General features: G+C 69.1%; 18 protein-coding genes. 8 read left to right on the forward strand and 10 right to left on the reverse strand.

The window, feature by feature from the left end; genetic code table 11:
• Positions 1-1,231: 1,231 nt before the first annotated feature.
• The gene (glgA, locus tag ABZV40_RS25105; RefSeq protein WP_355446065.1) at positions 1,232-2,383 is read right to left on the reverse strand and encodes a glycogen synthase; all 1,152 of its coding nucleotides are present in this window, start codon (positions 2,381-2,383) and stop codon (positions 1,232-1,234) included.
• An 88-nt stretch (positions 2,384-2,471) separates the two neighbouring features.
• Between glgA and glgC the strand changes: the two genes are divergently transcribed.
• Positions 2,472-3,686, forward strand: coding sequence for a glucose-1-phosphate adenylyltransferase (glgC, locus tag ABZV40_RS25110; protein WP_355446068.1), 1,215 nt, complete (start codon positions 2,472-2,474; stop codon positions 3,684-3,686).
• 86 nt (positions 3,687-3,772) lie between these two features.
• Here glgC and ABZV40_RS25115 read toward each other — a convergent pair whose 3' ends face one another.
• The 3 genes from ABZV40_RS25115 to ABZV40_RS25125 all read right to left on the reverse strand — a co-directional run bounded on the left by ABZV40_RS25115 (position 3,773) and on the right by ABZV40_RS25125 (position 4,982).
• Complete coding sequence (locus ABZV40_RS25115) at positions 3,773-3,976, reverse strand: hypothetical protein (protein ID WP_355446071.1); 204 nt, start codon at positions 3,974-3,976, stop codon at positions 3,773-3,775.
• Positions 3,973-4,233: a hypothetical protein gene (locus ABZV40_RS25120; protein ID WP_355446074.1), complete on the reverse strand. Its 261-nt coding sequence runs from the start codon at positions 4,231-4,233 to the stop codon at positions 3,973-3,975. The genes ABZV40_RS25115 and ABZV40_RS25120 overlap by 4 nt, the downstream gene beginning before the upstream one ends.
• A gap of 116 nt (positions 4,234-4,349) precedes the next feature.
• Positions 4,350-4,982, reverse strand: coding sequence for an O-methyltransferase (locus ABZV40_RS25125; protein WP_355446076.1), 633 nt, complete (start codon positions 4,980-4,982; stop codon positions 4,350-4,352).
• A gap of 198 nt (positions 4,983-5,180) precedes the next feature.
• Between ABZV40_RS25125 and sigE the strand changes: the two genes are divergently transcribed.
• From sigE to tatB, 4 genes are all read left to right on the forward strand, one after another.
• The gene (gene sigE, locus ABZV40_RS25130; protein WP_355446079.1) at positions 5,181-5,783 is read left to right on the forward strand and encodes an RNA polymerase sigma factor SigE; all 603 of its coding nucleotides are present in this window, start codon (positions 5,181-5,183) and stop codon (positions 5,781-5,783) included.
• Positions 5,780-6,310: a zf-HC2 domain-containing protein gene (locus ABZV40_RS25135; protein WP_355446082.1), complete on the forward strand. Its 531-nt coding sequence runs from the start codon at positions 5,780-5,782 to the stop codon at positions 6,308-6,310. The genes sigE and ABZV40_RS25135 overlap by 4 nt, the downstream gene beginning before the upstream one ends.
• Before the next feature lie 65 nt (positions 6,311-6,375).
• Positions 6,376-7,896 (forward strand): trypsin-like peptidase domain-containing protein, encoded by a 1,521-nt coding sequence (locus tag ABZV40_RS25140; RefSeq protein ID WP_355446085.1) that lies wholly within the window; start codon positions 6,376-6,378, stop codon positions 7,894-7,896.
• A 19-nt stretch (positions 7,897-7,915) separates the two neighbouring features.
• Positions 7,916-8,293 (forward strand): Sec-independent protein translocase protein TatB, encoded by a 378-nt coding sequence (tatB, locus tag ABZV40_RS25145; RefSeq protein WP_355446088.1) that lies wholly within the window; start codon positions 7,916-7,918, stop codon positions 8,291-8,293.
• Here tatB and ABZV40_RS25150 read toward each other — a convergent pair.
• Positions 8,272-8,793, reverse strand: a complete 522-nt coding sequence (locus ABZV40_RS25150) for an AAA family ATPase (protein ID WP_355446090.1) — start codon at positions 8,791-8,793, stop codon at positions 8,272-8,274. The two genes, tatB and ABZV40_RS25150, sit on opposite strands and share 22 nt — an antisense overlap.
• A gap of 7 nt (positions 8,794-8,800) precedes the next feature.
• Entirely contained in the window at positions 8,801-9,946 is a 1,146-nt protein-coding gene (locus ABZV40_RS25155; RefSeq protein ID WP_355446093.1) for a P-loop NTPase, read from the reverse strand.
• 103 nt (positions 9,947-10,049) lie between these two features.
• Between ABZV40_RS25155 and ABZV40_RS25160 the strand changes: the two genes are divergently transcribed.
• Positions 10,050-10,517 carry a MarR family transcriptional regulator gene (locus ABZV40_RS25160; RefSeq protein WP_167971364.1) on the forward strand — a complete coding sequence of 156 codons (468 nt, stop codon included), beginning with the start codon at positions 10,050-10,052 and terminating at the stop codon, positions 10,515-10,517.
• On the forward strand, positions 10,514-10,912 hold the full coding sequence (locus ABZV40_RS25165) for an NUDIX domain-containing protein (protein WP_355446095.1): 399 nt from the start codon (positions 10,514-10,516) through the stop codon (positions 10,910-10,912). The genes ABZV40_RS25160 and ABZV40_RS25165 overlap by 4 nt, the downstream gene beginning before the upstream one ends.
• 6 nt (positions 10,913-10,918) lie before the next feature.
• Here the strand turns inward: ABZV40_RS25165 and ABZV40_RS25170 are convergent, their stop codons facing one another.
• The 4 genes from ABZV40_RS25170 to ABZV40_RS25185 are packed head-to-tail and all read right to left on the reverse strand — an operon-like array spanning position 10,919 to position 13,840.
• Entirely contained in the window at positions 10,919-11,404 is a 486-nt protein-coding gene (locus ABZV40_RS25170) for a DUF1003 domain-containing protein (protein WP_355446098.1), read from the reverse strand.
• Positions 11,397-12,650: a CBS domain-containing protein gene (locus ABZV40_RS25175; protein ID WP_355446101.1), complete on the reverse strand. Its 1,254-nt coding sequence runs from the start codon at positions 12,648-12,650 to the stop codon at positions 11,397-11,399. The genes ABZV40_RS25170 and ABZV40_RS25175 overlap by 8 nt, the downstream gene beginning before the upstream one ends.
• Positions 12,651-12,665: 15 nt before the next feature.
• A complete protein-coding gene (locus tag ABZV40_RS25180) occupies positions 12,666-13,505 on the reverse strand; it encodes an aminoglycoside phosphotransferase family protein (RefSeq protein WP_355446104.1) in 840 nt (279 codons plus the stop codon).
• Complete coding sequence (locus ABZV40_RS25185) at positions 13,502-13,840, reverse strand: hypothetical protein (protein WP_355446107.1); 339 nt, start codon at positions 13,838-13,840, stop codon at positions 13,502-13,504. Before ABZV40_RS25185 ends, ABZV40_RS25180 begins: the two co-directional genes overlap by 4 nt.
• A 110-nt stretch (positions 13,841-13,950) precedes the next feature.
• Between ABZV40_RS25185 and ABZV40_RS25190 the strand changes: the two genes are divergently transcribed.
• The gene (locus ABZV40_RS25190; protein ID WP_355446110.1) at positions 13,951-14,910 is read left to right on the forward strand and encodes a CoA ester lyase; all 960 of its coding nucleotides are present in this window, start codon (positions 13,951-13,953) and stop codon (positions 14,908-14,910) included.
• Positions 14,911-14,956: the final 46 nt, after the last annotated feature.

Genomic DNA, 14,956 nt, shown 5'->3' on the forward strand with positions numbered 1-14,956 from the left:
GGCCTCCATCCGCACCTCCAGCAGCGCCTTGTCCGGTGCGGAGATGGTGGCGAGGTCGTACTGGCTCTCACCGAACTTGATCGGGCGCTGCCTGCCGAGCCGCACGCCGGTGATCTTCATGCCGATCGCGTTGCCGCCGAGACGGAGCTTCTGGGTCGACTCGGTGAAGTGGGCCGGAGCGGCGGCGCGCTGCAGCACGCGCGGCGGGTTGTCGGCGCGCTTGCCGGACGGGATCTCGACCCGCTGCTCCAGCGACTTGGCGCCGAGCGAGCCGAGGGTGAGCGTCTCGGCACCTTCCTTCGGGTCCGGGACCGTGTAGACGACGAACACCGAGCCGTTGGCCGGGAGCCGTTCGGCGGGCAGCAGCTGGCGCTTGCCGGGCACCTCCAGCGCGAGCTCGGACGGCTGCGGGGCGAAACCCTGCCAGTTCGTGCGGCGGAATCCGCTGTCGGTCTCGAAGAGCTTCTCGACCTTCATCCGCATCACGCGCAGCCGTGAGCCCGGTTCGGCGCTCAGGGTGCCTTCCGAGGTGTACCAGATGTCCGGGTCCGCCCAGCCGGTCACGGCGGTGCTGAGCAGGTCGTCGCGCAGCTTGAGGTCGACGTTGCCGAGCCCGAGGTCGGCGTTGGAGCGCTTGCCGTCGTCGGGCAGCACGGCGAGGAAGTCGCGGCCGGCGGTGAGGTCCTGCTGCTTCGACGGGTCGAACTCCCGGCCGTCGGTGCGCACGAGCTTGCCGAGCGGCGTGCTGCGGTTGCCCTTCTCCGGCACCTGCGGCGACTGCACTTCGTAATGGACCTCGTCACCTGTCTTGGTGACTTCCTTCAGCGGCACGGGCACCCAGTCGGTACCGGCGCCGGTGCCCGGCACCTGGACCGGTCCGCACCAGAGTCGCTTGTCCACCTCGGACTCGACGCCCGTTCTGGCGAACCAGCAGCTGACCGCCGCCGCGCCCGCCCGTGCCACGTAGCCGTACTCCAGCGTGTAGGCGAACTGGGCCTCGGCTTGTGCCTGCAGGTCGGAGGCGTCGGCGACCTTCAGTCCGTCGACCCTCAGCTGGACCGCCGCCTGCTGTGTCTTCGGGGCTGTGGCGCATCCAGTCACTGCCAAGAGGACCGTCAGACCCAGCACCGCACCACGCACAGTCCTCGCGCCCCTCACCAGATGAAACGACAACGTCACTACTGGTAAAAGGCGGCGTTCACACTTTGGGGTTGCCCCGAGGGTGTGTGACTCAAATCACGCTGCGGTAGACCTCTACTGTCTGCTTGGCCATCGTCGACCAGGAGAACTCCTGTTCAGCGCGTTGCCGTCCGGCGGCGCCGAGACGCCGGGCCCGTCCAGAATCTGAGACAAGCTCATTTATTGCCTCGGCGAGGCCGTGTCGATAAGTCGACAATTCACGTTCGTCGTAGTGCACGAGCAGCCCGGTCTCCCCGTGCGCGACCACTTCGGGGATGCCGCCGACGTCGCTCGCGACGACCGCCGTGCCGCACGCCATCGCCTCCAGGTTCACGATGCCGAGCGGCTCGTAGACCGACGGGCAGACGAACACCGTCGCGTGGCTGAGGATCTGCCGCACCTCGGCGGGCTGCAGCATCTTCTGGATCCAGAAGACCCCGGACCGCTTCCGCGCGAGCTCCTCGACCGCCAGCCGGGTCTCCTCGGCGATCTCCGGCGTGTCCGGAGCGCCGGCGCACAGCACGATCTGGGCGCTCGGGTCGATCTCGTGCGCGGCGGCGACGAGATGACCGACGCCCTTCTGCCGGGTGATCCTTCCCACGAACGCCACGATCGGCTTCTCCGGATCGATGCCGTACGCGACGAGCGCGTCCGTCTCCGTCACCGGGCGGTACGCCGTGGAGTCGATGCCGTTGCGCACCACGTGCACCTTCGCCGGGTCCAGCGCGGGGTAGGCGTCGAGCACGTCGGCGCGCATGCCGTCGCTCACGGCGATGATCGCGTCGGCGTGTTCGTACGCGGTCCGCTCGGCCCACGACGAGATCCGGTACCCGCCCCCGAGCTGCTCCGCCTTCCACGGCCGGCGCGGCTCCAAGGAGTGAGCCGTCACCACGTGGGGTATGCCGTGCAGGAGTTTGGCCAGGTGACCGCCCATGTTGGCGTACCACGTGTGCGAGTGCACGAGGTTCGCCGTGGAGACCGCCGCGGCCATCTCAAGATCCACCGCGAGCGTGGTCAGCGCCGCGTTCGCCTGCTCCAGGCTGTGCGGTGGGTTGTGCGCGATGGCGTCGCCGCGGGGTGCTCCGAAGCAGTGCACGTCGACGTCGACGAGCTCGCGGAGATGGGGCACGAGGAAACCCACGTGCACACCAGCGCCGCCGTAGACCTCAGGTGGGTACTCCCGCGTCATGACCGCAACTCGCACGCCCCCACCGTAGATCACGGCGGTACTTGTTGGGACAAAGCACTTTGCGTCTGGTTGAAGCTCGATCGCACAGATAGGGTCACATACCGTGAAGGGGCAGCCGCACGTTCTCGGAATTGTGCTTGCCGGTGGTGAAGGCAAGCGCCTGTGGCCACTGACGGCCGACCGCGCGAAACCGGCTGTGCCCTTCGGGGGCAACTACCGGCTGGTCGACTTCGTGCTGTCGAACCTGGTCAACGCGGGGCTCGCGAAGCTCTGCGTGCTGACGCAGTACAAGTCGCACTCCCTGGACCGTCACATCTCGACGACGTGGCGCCTGTCCAATGTGCTCGGTCAGTACGTGACACCGGTGCCGGCCCAGCAACGCCTGGGCCCCCGCTGGTACACCGGATCCGCCGACGCGATCTTCCAGTCGCTGAACCTGGTCCACGACGAGAAGCCCGACCACGTGGTCATCTTCGGTGCCGACCACGTGTACCGGATGGACCCGTCGCAGATGATCTCGCAGCACGTCGAGTCGGGCGCGGCCGTGACCGTCGCCGGCATCCGCGTGCCGCGCACCGAGGCCAAGGCCTTCGGCTGCATTGATTCCGACGCGTCCGGGAAGATCACCCGGTTCCTGGAGAAGCCGTCCGAGCCGCCGCACGTGCCGGACGACCCCGACGTAACTTTCGCTTCGATGGGCAACTACGTCTTCACCACCGAGGCGCTGCTCGACGCCCTGCGCGGCGACGCGTTGAACCCCGACTCCGACCACGACATGGGTGGCGACATCATCCCCATGCTGGTCGACCGCGGTAAGGCCCACGTCTACGACTTCCAGGACAACGAGGTTCCCGGTGCCACCGACCGGGATCGCGGGTACTGGCGTGACGTCGGGACGATCGACGCCTACTACGACGCGCACATGGACCTCGTTTCGGTCCATCCCATCTTCAACCTCTACAACCAGTTGTGGCCCATCCGCACGGCCACCCCGCCGTTGCCGCCCGCCAAGTTCATCGCCGGAGGGTCCGCAGAGGACTCGATGGTCGGGCCGGGCTCGATCATCTCCGGAAAGATCCACGGGTCGGTGATCTCGTCCGATGTGGTCGTCGAGGTCGGATCCGTGGTGCAGGGGTCGGTGCTGCTGCCCGGGGTTCGGATCGGGAAGGGCGCCGTGGTTCGACGGGCCATTCTGGACAAGAACGTCGTGGTGCCGGACGGGGCGTTGATCGGCGTGGACGCGCCGATGGACCGTGAGCGCTACACCGTTTCCGCGGGCGGCGTCACGGTCCTCGGCAAGGGCGTCCGGGCCTACTAGCAGTTCGCTCGACGCACGCGGGGCCCTTTCGTGCGCTCGGAGTGCACGAAAGCTCCCCGCGTGCGCTTCTGGAGACGGCCTCGCTGTCAGCAGCCCGTCAGCTTCACGTCGTCCTGACCTTCGAAGCGCCGGCCGTCGTCGTTGACGTCCTCACCGGGTGATCCGCAGCGGACGAGGCTCTGTTCGAGGCCGGTCGCCCCGAAGGTGAGGCTGGTCCGGTCGACCTGCGTCACCGCGTTGAACTCGGCCGTGGACAGGATCGCGACCGGGATCAGCCCCTCCTTCTTCACGTTGTCGACTGGGTGTACCAGATGAAATTGGGGTCGAATTCGCGCCCGTGGTAGTGACTCGCGACATCTTGGATGTTCTGTGGAGTGAGCTCGGTGTGGACTCCGGGATCGATGATGTAGGTGTCCCTGCCGCATGCGGAGTCGACCATTTCGTCGCCATTTCCCCAGCATGGGCCGTCTGCCAGTGCGGGTGTGACGAGGCCGATGATCGGTGTGAAGGCAGCCGTCATCGCGGCGAGCACTGTTTTCAGTTTCACCTGAGCCCCTTTCGGGGAATGGGCGATCCCCGACCCTGCGGAGGGCATGTCGAATTGCCGTGATGCGTTGTTACCGCATCACTCAGGTGGTCCAACGTCGATTCTTATCGGCCCACTCAGGGTTTGCGCGCGGCCACCAGCAGCCCATCGCCCAGCGGCAGGATCACCGGCACCAGGCGGTCGTCCTCCTTCACCAGGCGCGCGATGTCCCGCATCGCCTGGGTCGACTCGTCCCGTTTGGAGGGGTCGACGACGGCGCCGTGCCACAGGACGTTGTCGAACGCGATGACGCCGCCCGGTCGGAGCATGCGCACGCCGTGTTCGAGGTACTGCGGGTACTCGGGCTTGTAGGCGTCGACGAAGACGAGGTCGTAGGCCGCGTCGGTGAGCCGGGGCAGCACGTCCAGCGCCTTGCCCATGATCAGGCGGGTGCGCGAGGGCGAGATGCCTGCCGCCGCGTAGGCCTCGCGGGCGGCGCGTTGGTGTTCGGGGGCCACGTCGATCGAGGTCAGGATGCCCGAGGCGGGCATGCCGGCGAGCAGGTAGAGGCCGCTCGTGCCGGCGCCGGTGCCGATTTCGACGACTGCGCGGGCCTGCAGTGCGGTTGCCAGGAACCGCAGTGCGGCGCCTCCGCCGGCGCCGATGGGCACGCAGCCCAGTTCCTGGCCGCGTGCGCGTGCTGCCAGGTGCACGTCGTCCTCGGGGAGGTACTGCTCGACGTACTCCCGCAGGGCCGATTCCGCTGTCACGGGTACGCAGGCTAGTGCCCCGCGTGCCCAAAACGGGTGAACGCCGCAAGAACCGAGATTCTCAGGGTGCTCTCAGGCAGCTCTCACGATCGTTTTAAGGGAGCAGGAGAGGGTACGGAGGCAAGAAGCCAGGCTCTAGTCGGGAACAAGCCGGACCCGTCGCTCGTTGAGCCGCACAAGGGTCGCCGGGCGGCCCACATGGAGGTGCCGAAACACCTGATGCGCACGCAGTCGAGTTCGCCGGAGGCCGTCGCGCCCATCGAGACGGCCGACTGGACGCCGCCCTCGTGGGACGAGATCGTTCGCGAGCACGCGGACCGCGTCTACCGGCTCGCGTACCGCCTGACCGGCAACCAGCACGACGCCGAGGACCTGACCCAGGAGACGTTCATCCGGGTCTTCCGGTCGCTCGCGTCCTACAAGCCGGGCACCTTCGAGGGGTGGCTGCACCGCATCACCACCAACCTCTTCCTCGACATGGCTCGCCGCCGCAGCCGCGTGCGCATGGAGGCGCTGCCCGAGGACAACGACCGCCTCGAGGGTGACGACCTGTCCCCTGAAGAGATCTACGACGAGAACCACCTCGACCCCGACCTGCAGGCCGCGCTGGACGAGCTCCCGCCGGAGTTCCGCGCCGCCGTGGTCCTGTGTGACGTGGAAGGCCTCTCCTACGAGGAGATCGGCGCCACGCTCGGGGTGAAGATGGGTACCGTGAGGAGCAGGATCCACCGGGGCCGCCAGGCTCTGAAGGTCGCGCTCGAACGCCGTCGTCAGGAATCGTTGCTGGAGGACTCTGCATGACCGACCTCCGTGGTTGGGGCCTGCCTGAGCAGCATCTCTTGCCGGATGCCGTGGTCGCGTTCGTGGACGGCGAGCTGTCCTCGGTCGCTCACGAGCGAGCCTCCGCGCACATCCAGCGCTGCGGCTTCTGCGCCTTCGAGACCTACACCCAGCAGCAGGCGCGCGCGGCCGTGCGCACCGCGGCGGCGCCCACGGCGTCGGCGTCGCTGCTCGACCGGCTCGGGGCCATTCCGCAGGAGGTCGAGCTCCCGTCCGCACCGGACGGGCTCGCGATCACCGAGGACGGCCAGTTCGTGGCCGTGCAGCGCACCGACAAACCCGCGTTCGGCTCCGGACCGGTGCTCGGGTCCAGCAGACCCCTGGGCAGCAACGGCTGGTTCAGCGGCCGTCGTGCCCGGCAGGGTGCCGGGGTCGTGGTGAGCGGCGTGCTGCTCGGCGCGCTCGCGTTCACCACGCCGGACAGCGACGCTCCTGCCACGCCGTCCGCGCCGCAGAACGCCCGCGCGGTCTTCGCGACCACCCCCTGACAGTCATTTCACCGCTCTTCGGGCAGGCTGCAGCTCAGCACTCCTAGCGGAAAATTCGGGGAGAGATGAGCCAGCAGTCGCCCAACGGCCAGACGCCCACGCCCGTTTCCGGAGTGGACGACGGAGCGCATCGCAGGCTCCGGCCACGGCCCCTGGTGCAGCCGCCGGTCGACCCCGCGTACGCCTCGGCTTTCGGCCGCCCGGACGGGGTGTCCGGCGCGTTCGCCACGCGCGACGTGCCCGTTCCCCAGGTGCAGTCCGCGCCGCCGCCGCCCGAGTCGCTCGCGACCGCGTTCGGTCGCCAGGGCTCGTCCGAACTTCTCCAGCGCCCGCCGCAGCCGGCCGGCGAGCCCGACCCGGACATCGACCCGGTGTTCTGGGGCGACAAGCCCGCCGGTGACCCGTGGCGGGACCCCGCCTCCGGTGCCGTGATCGGTCCGCCCGCGGTGGGAGAGGACGCGCCGGGCGAGCCCGAGCGCAAGCAGGAGCCCGGTCCGCAGCTCAGCGTCCCGGAGCTGATCTTCGGTCGCCGGGTGAAGCCGACCGCCCTCGCGTTGCTGACCGCGGTCGCGCTGCTCGTCGGTGCCGCCGGTGGCCTCGTCGGCTGGCTGATCGGCCGCGCCGGCAACCCGCTGACCGACTCGACCGTGACGCTGGCCGAGGTCCAGCAGGGCAAGGAGCGTCCCGCCGGGTCGATCTCGGACATCGCCAAGCGCGTCACGCCCAGCGTCGTGTCGATCGAGTTCAAGGGCGCCAACGTCGCGGGCGTCGGCTCCGGCGTCGTCATCGAGGCCGGCGGCTACATCCTCACCAACGACCACGTCGTCGCTCCCGCGGCCCAGGACTCGTCCGCCAAGCTCAGCGCGGTCTTCACCGACGGCACGCGCGCCCAGGCCCGCGTCGTCGGCCGCGACCCGAAGACGGACCTCGCCGTCGTGAAGGTCGAGGTCACGAACCCGACCGTGCTGCAGTTCGGCAACTCCGACGAGCTCCAGGTCGGCGACAGCGTGATCGCCATCGGTTCGCCGCTGCAGCTGTCCAACACCGTCACCGAGGGCATCGTCTCCGCGCTGCACCGCCCCGTGACGGCGGCGGGTGAGAACGGCGGCCCCCAGGTCACCTACGACGCTATCCAGACCGACGCGGCCATCAACCCCGGCAACTCCGGTGGTGCGCTGGTCGACTCGCGCGGAGCCCTCGTCGGCATCAACTCGTCGATCCGCACCGAGACGGGTGGTTCGGTCGGCCTCGGCTTCGCGATCTCCGGCAACCAGGCCCGCAAGATCAGCCAGGAGCTGATCCGCAGCGGTCAGGTCAAGCACGCGGACATGAACGTCAACGTCAAGTCCGTGTCCGCGGAGACCTCGGAGGGCGCGCAGGTGCAGAACGTCCCCGCCGGAGGTGCCGCGGCCGCCGCGGGCATCCAGGAGGGCGACGTGATCACCAAGGTCGGCAACCGGATGGTCCGCAACGCCGCCGAGCTGGTGGTCGCGGTTCGCGAGCACGAGATCGGCCAGACGGTCCAGGTCGTGCTCGCCCGTCAGGGCCGTGAACTGAAGCTAGACGTGACCCTGAAGAGCGACTGAGCGAAGTAGGCTGGGACCCGTGTTCGAGAACATCGGATGGGTGGAGATCCTCATCATCGTCGTCGCGGGTCTCTTCATCCTGGGACCCGAACGCCTGCCGTCCGCCGCGGCCTGGCTGGGCAAGACCGTGCGTCAGGTCCGCGAGTACGCAACGGGCGCGCGCGAGCAGCTCAAGCAGGAGATGGGCCCGGAGTTCGAGCAGCTCCGCAAGCCGCTGGAGGACCTGCGGGAGCTGCGCAACTTCGACCCGAGGCGCGCGGTCACCAAGCACCTCTTCGACGACCCGGAGCCGGTCACCAAGACCAACGGCTTCCCGACCCAGCCGACGCCGCCCGCGCCCGAGCAGCGGCCGCTCGCACCGGGCGAGCGCCCGCCCTACGACCCGGACGCGACCTGAGCTTCCGCCGCGCGGCGCACTTCGGCGGCGATCGCGGGGAGGTCCACCGGCCCGGTGGTGTCGACCTCCACCAGCGGGCCGACGCCCAACGGGCGCACCGGTTCTCCCCACAGTTCGGCCTCGTCGCGTTCCAGGTCCAGATGGCCCGCGTGGCGGTCGGCGGCCCTGGCGTAGTAGCGCGACCTGGCCACTTCCCGCGGCACGACGCAGCGCAGCTCCACGACCGGGCCCGGCAACGCGGCCACGAGCGGCCGGGTGTAGTCGAACCACGTGCTGTCCAGCACCGCGCCCGGACAGCGGCCCGCGATCCGCAGCACCGCGAGAACCGCTGCCCGGCCCAACCGCTGTGACTCGTTCACCGTGCCCGGCCGGCCGAGCGCGTCGGCCAGGGCTTCCTTGACGTCGTCCTTGGTCAGCACGGGCAGCCCGAGCCGGGGCCCGAGCGCGGTCGCCAGCGTCGTCTTGCCCGACCCCGGCCAGCCTCCGACCAGCAGGAACACGGTGCCGCTAGCGGCCTGCGGGGGAGACGTTCAGCAGTCGGCCCGCCAGGCCGCGCGACTTGACGGTCAGCTTCTTGGCGACGTCGCCGAGCACCTGGGCGGCGGCCGAGTCCGGCACCGCCTGAACGATCGGCGTGCCCGAGTCGCCGTTCTCCCGCAGACGCGGGTCCAGCGGCACCTGGCCGAGCAGCGGCACGTCGGAACCGATGGTCTTGGACAGCGACTCCGCGACGGCCGCGCCGCCACCGGACCCGAAGACCTCCATGCGCGAACCGTCGGGCATCTCCAGCCACGACATGTTCTCGATGACGCCCGCGACCCGCTGACGCGTCTGCAGGGCGATCGACCCGGCCCGTTCGGCCACCTCGGCGGCGGCCTGCTGCGGCGTGGTGACGACCAGGATCTCGGCGTTCGGCACCAGCTGCGCCACGGAGATCGCCACGTCACCGGTGCCGGGCGGCAGGTCGAGCAGCAGCACGTCCAGGTCGCCCCAGAACACGTCCGCGAGGAACTGCTGCAACGCGCGGTGCAGCATCGGCCCGCGCCACACGACCGGCGTGTTGCCCGGCGTGAACATGCCGATCGAGATGACCTTCACGCCGTGCGCCTGCGGCGGCATGATCATCTTCTCGACCTGGGTGGGACGACCGTCGGCGCCCAGCATGCGCGGAATCGAGTGGCCGTAGATGTCCGCGTCGACGATGCCGACCGACAGCCCGCGCGCGGCCATCGCCACGGCGAGGTTCACGGTGACCGAGGACTTGCCGACGCCGCCCTTGCCGGACGCGACGCAGTACACGCGCGTCAGCGAGCCCGGCTGGGCGAACGGGATGACCGGCTCCTCGGTGCCGCCGCGCAACGTCTTGCGCAGCTCGGTGCGCTGGGCGTCGCTCATCACGTCGAGGTCGACCCGCACGGACGAGACGCCCTCCAGCGCGGACACCGCCGCGGTGACGTCCTTGGTGATCTTGTCCCGCATCGGGCAGCCCGCGACGGTCAGGTACACGCCGACCACGACGACGCCGTCGGCGCCCACCTCGACGTCCTTGACCATGCCGATCTCGGTGATCGGGCGGCGGATCTCGGGGTCCTGCACACCGGCGAGCGCCTTGCGGACGTCCTCGACGGTGGGGAGGGGCTGCGTGGTGGTCACCCGGCCATGCTACGTCCGGTTCGCACCTGTCCTACCGGCTGGTCACTTTCGAGCACAGGCCCAGGTCGTAGCGGGGCAGGAGCTGTCCGTAACATCGACGTCCGTGCCGGAATCGGGTAGTTCCCGGTTGCCCACCCGTGTCGAGCTAGGGGTGTGGCGATCGTTCCTCCGCGCGCATGCACGGATCACGAGGGTCCTCGAGGCCGAACTGATTGCTGAGCAGCGCCTTTCGCTCGCGGCGTACGACGTGCTGGTTCAACTGGCCGAGACGCCTTCCATGCGCATGCGCATGACAGAACTGGCCGACGCCGTCCTGCTGTCCCGCTCTGGCGTGACCCGCCTCGTGGACCGCCTGGAACGGGCAGGTCTGGTCGGGCGCGAACGCGCCGACGGTGACGGGCGCGGCATCGTGGCCGTGCTCACACCGCTCGGTGCCGAACGTCTGCGCAGCGCCTCCGCCACCCACCTGGCGGGCGTCGCCGAGCACTTCGGCGAGAGCTTCGGGCCCGGTGAGCTCGAAGCGTTCGGCCGCACCTGCGACCGCCTGGCCGCGGACGACGTGTATCCGTGATCACGGTGGTGGGACTTGTGCACGTCGAGGCTGGCCGCCTCCTCGTTGTGCGCTCACGCAACAAGAAGGCCTTCTACCTCCCCGGCGGCAAGATCGAGCCGGGCGAGTCACCCGCCGACGCCCTGCGCCGGGAGGTCAGGGAAGAGCTCGGCGTCGAACTGGCGCGGCCGACCGTGCTGAAGCGCTACGTCGCCCCCGCGTACGGCGAGGGTGAGGGCGCGATGGTCGACATGACCTGCTTCACGGCATCGCTGCTCGGCACGCCGCGGCCCACGAGCGAGATCGCCGAGCTGACCTACGTGAACCGCGACGAGTACCGGTCGCACGCCGAGACCGCGCCCGCGATCCACGAGGTCTTGTCCGACCTGGTCGCGAGCGGCCGGATCAGCGCGTGACCCGGCTCACGGCCGCACCTTGCGGGCGTTGTTCTGCTCCTTCACCAGCTTCTCCAGCTCACCGCGGATGAAGTCGCGCGTCGCCACCTCACCCACCGCGAGCCGCAACGCCGCCAGCTCACGGGCCAGGAACTCCGTGTCCGCCTTGGTCTGCGCCGCCCGCGCCCGGTCCTCCTCCAGCGACACCCGGTCCCGGTCGTCCTGCCGGTTCTGCGCCAGCAGGATCAACGGCGCCGCGTAGGCGGCCTGGGTCGAGAACGCCAGGTTCAGCAGGATGAACGGGTACGGGTCCCACTGCAGCGACACCGCGAACAGGTTCAGCGCGATCCAGACGGCGACGAACAGCGTCTGCCAGAACAGGAACTTGCCCGTGCCGAGGAAGCGCGCGAGCCGCTCGGAGAACTGACCGAACGCGTCCGGGTCGATCGACAGGCGGAAGCCCCGCGGCCCGCGCGGCTGGTCGAGTCGCCGCCTTGGCAGCAGTTCAGGCATGGCTCAGCCCCGTCTCACGCCAGTTGTCCGGCAGCAGGTGGTCCAGCACGTCGTCCACGGTGACGGCGCCGAGCAGGTGCTCGGTCTCGTCGAGCACCGGGGCGCACACCAGGTTGTACGTCGCGAAGTAGCGGGTGACGTCGCTCAGCGAGGCGTTCGGCGACAGGCGCGCCATGCTCGTGTCGACCACGCCGGCGACGAGGTCGAACGGCGGTTCGCGCAGCAGCCGTTGGATGTGCACGCAGCCGAGGTAGCGGCCGGTCGGGGTCGCCGACGGCGAGCGGCACACGAACACCATCGAGGCCAGCGCGGGCGTCAGATCGGGATTTCGCACTCGTGCCAACGCTTCCGCGATCGTCGCGTCCGGCGTGAGGATGATCGGTTCCGGGGTCATCAGACCGCCGGCGGTGTCGAACGAGTACTCCAGCAGGCGCCGGACCGGTTCCGACTCCTCCGGTTCCATCAGCTCCAGCAGCCGGTCCTTGGTGCCCTCGGCCAGCTCGCCCAGCAGGTCCGCCGCGTCGTCCGGGTTCATCGCCTCCAGGATGTCCGCGGCGCGTTCCTCGTCGAGGTGCGACAGGACGTCCTTCTGGTCCTCTTCGGACAGTTCCTCGATGACGTCCGCGAGCCGTTCGTCGTCCAGCGCGTCGGCGACCTCGTAGCGGCGCTTGGGCGGCAGCTCGTGCAACGCGTTCGCGACGTCCGCCGCGCGCATGCCCTCGAACACCGCGACGAGCTGTTGCGCGCCCTGCGGCTGGCCCGAGAGCTCGTTGACGCTCAGGCCGCCGACGTCCTCCCACTGCCACACCTGCACGGGCCCCTTGAGACCGAACCTGCCGGTGCGCTGCCGGGCTGCCACCTTGATCATCCGCCAGTCGCGGGTGCGGGTCAGCTCCATCGCGGCGTCCACCACGATCGCCGTGCTGCCGTCCTCCAGCCGGATCTTCGCGTCGAGCACCTCGCCGATCACCAGGACCTCGTTGACGCGCTGGTGGAACGGCCGCAGGTTCACCGACCCGGTCGCGAGCGTCACGGCGTTCGGCTCGATCGAGGTGAGTCGCAGCATCGGCACGAAGATCCGCCGGCGGGTCGCCAGCTCGACGACCATGCCGAGCACCCGCGGCGGTTGCCGGTCGATGCGAAGACTGATCACGACGTCGCGGGCCTTGCCGATGGGCTCGCCGTCGGGGCCGAACACGGGGAGTCCGGCCAGCTGAGCGATGTAGACCCGGTTCACAGCCACCACGAGAACCAGGCTAGATCAGGTTCTGATCGACCACCCGGCGATCTCGGCGCAGATCACCGCCAGGTCCGACAGGTTCTCCTCCAGACACCACACCCAGTTCACCACGGCTCGATAAAATGTCCAGTCCCGCGCCTTCGCCACGTCGAGCTCGCCCGCGTCGCACAGCGCGAGGAACCGGTCGTTCAGCCCCCTGCGACCGTCCAGCTCTTCGAACCTGTTCCACAGCAACGGAATCATGCTGTACTCGCGGTCACCCGACAGCGGTTTCGGGTCGATCATCAACCACGGTTCGCGGTCGCCGCGCAGCACGTTCTCGTAGTGCAGGTCCTCGTTCACCAGCGTGCTGCCCATCGACCTCGTGTCGGCAACATCACGTGCGGCGTCGAGCATTTTGCGCGGTATCGCCGGATGTTCGCGCACCTTGCCCTCGAACCTGCGGACCTCCGCCGGCGCTTCGAGGTCGCGATGGCGCCGCAGCAGCGAACCGATCACCTCGACGGCCTTCTCGATCGGTTCGTCGTTCAGCGAATGGGTGTGGTCGAGGCGTTCGAGCAACAGGGCGCCGAGCTCCTCGTCGTGGTCGAGCAGCCGGACCGCGCCCTCGCCGTCGTAGAGCCGCAGCGCCAGCGGTTCGTTCTCGGTCTCGTCGCCGACCCAGGTGATCTTGAGGGCCGCCGGGTGCCCGTCGGCCCGCCGGACCGGGAGCACGACGGCGCACATCCCGTTCAGCAACGGCCCGTCCGGGGTGAGCCGCCACCGCGAGCACGCCTTGGTGGCGAGCTTCGGCAGCGAGGCCACCCACTCGTCCGCACGGTCGCCGAGGACCTCGCCGAAGCCCTCCGGGACGGTGATCATGCGCTGAACTCCAGGCAGTACACCGCTTCCCACTCCGGTTTCGTGTTGAGGCGCGCGGTTTTCAACGCCTGCGCCGTCTCCTCGTCGGGCTCGGTCAGCCGGGCGACGGCCTGGGCGTCGATGAGATGCGAATGCGTGCTGGGGGAGCGCACGGTGACGGTGACCTCGGCTCCTTCGGCCAGCCCCGGCACCTCTTGCTCGGTGCCGCCGGTGATGACCCACAGGGCGTCGTCACGCCAGTGCGCGTGCACGAGGCGTGGTTCGTGACCGGGTGAGGTGATCCACACGGCGGCCGCCTTTCGCAGCGCCGCGTCCAGGATTCGAGTGATCTCCACCGGTTCAGCCTGCCAGGGTTTGTGAAACGGGACTCAGCGAATATGCGCCCGGAGATGATGCGTGCCACTGTGGCGCACATAGTTACCGGCCGGTACGAGGAGGTACTCCAGTGGTCGACCAGCAGCGTCCCCGTCGCTCGTGTCTGGCGGTTCCAGGTTCGAGCCAGAAGATGATCGACAAGGCGCGCACGCTGCCGGCGGACCAGGTGTTCCTGGACCTGGAGGACGCCTGCGCCCCGCTGGCCAAGCCGGACGCCCGCAAGACGATCGTCGCGTCCCTGAACGAAGGCGGCTGGGGCTCGAAGGCCCGCGTCGTGCGCGTCAACGACTGGACGACGGAGTGGACCTACCGCGACGTCACCGAGGTCGTCGAGGGCGCCGGCGCGAACCTCGACTGCATCATGCTGCCGAAGGTCCAGACGCCCGAGCAGATCGTCGCCCTCGACTTCCTGATCACCCAGATCGAGAAGACCATGGGCTACGAGGTCGGCAGGATCGGCATCGAGGCGCAGATCGAGAACGCCCTGGGCCTGAACAACGTCAACGCGATCGCCACCGCGTCCCCGCGCGTCGAGACGATCATCTTCGGCCCGGCGGACTTCATGGCGTCCATCAACATGAAGTCGCTGGTCGTCGGTGAGCAGCCGCCCGGCTACGACGTCGGCGACGCCTACCACTACATCCTGATGCGGATCCTGATGGCCGCGCGGGCCCACGACAAGCAGGCCATCGACGGCCCCTACCTGCAGATCCGCGACGTCGAGGGCTACAAGCGCGTCGCCGGTCGTTCCGCGGCGCTGGGCTTCGACGGCAAGTGGGTGCTGCACCCCGGCCAGATCGACGCGGCCAACGAGGTCTTCAGCCCGAAGCAGGACGACTACGACCACGCCGAGAACATCCTCGACGCGTACGAGTACTACACGTCCGAGGCGGGCGGTAAGCGCGGTGCGGTGATGCTCGGCGACGAGATGATCGACGAGGCGTCCCGGAAGATGGCGTTGGTGATCTCCGGCAAGGGTCGCGCCGCCGGCATGTCGCGGTCGAACGTGTGGACGCCGCCGGAGGATTAGTCCCGTTACGGATTGTGCGCTATTTCACCCCGACTGTTACTGGACG

This window comes from Lentzea sp. NPDC004782, from assembly GCF_040609115.1.
GTDB lineage: Bacteria > Actinomycetota > Actinomycetes > Mycobacteriales > Pseudonocardiaceae > Lentzea.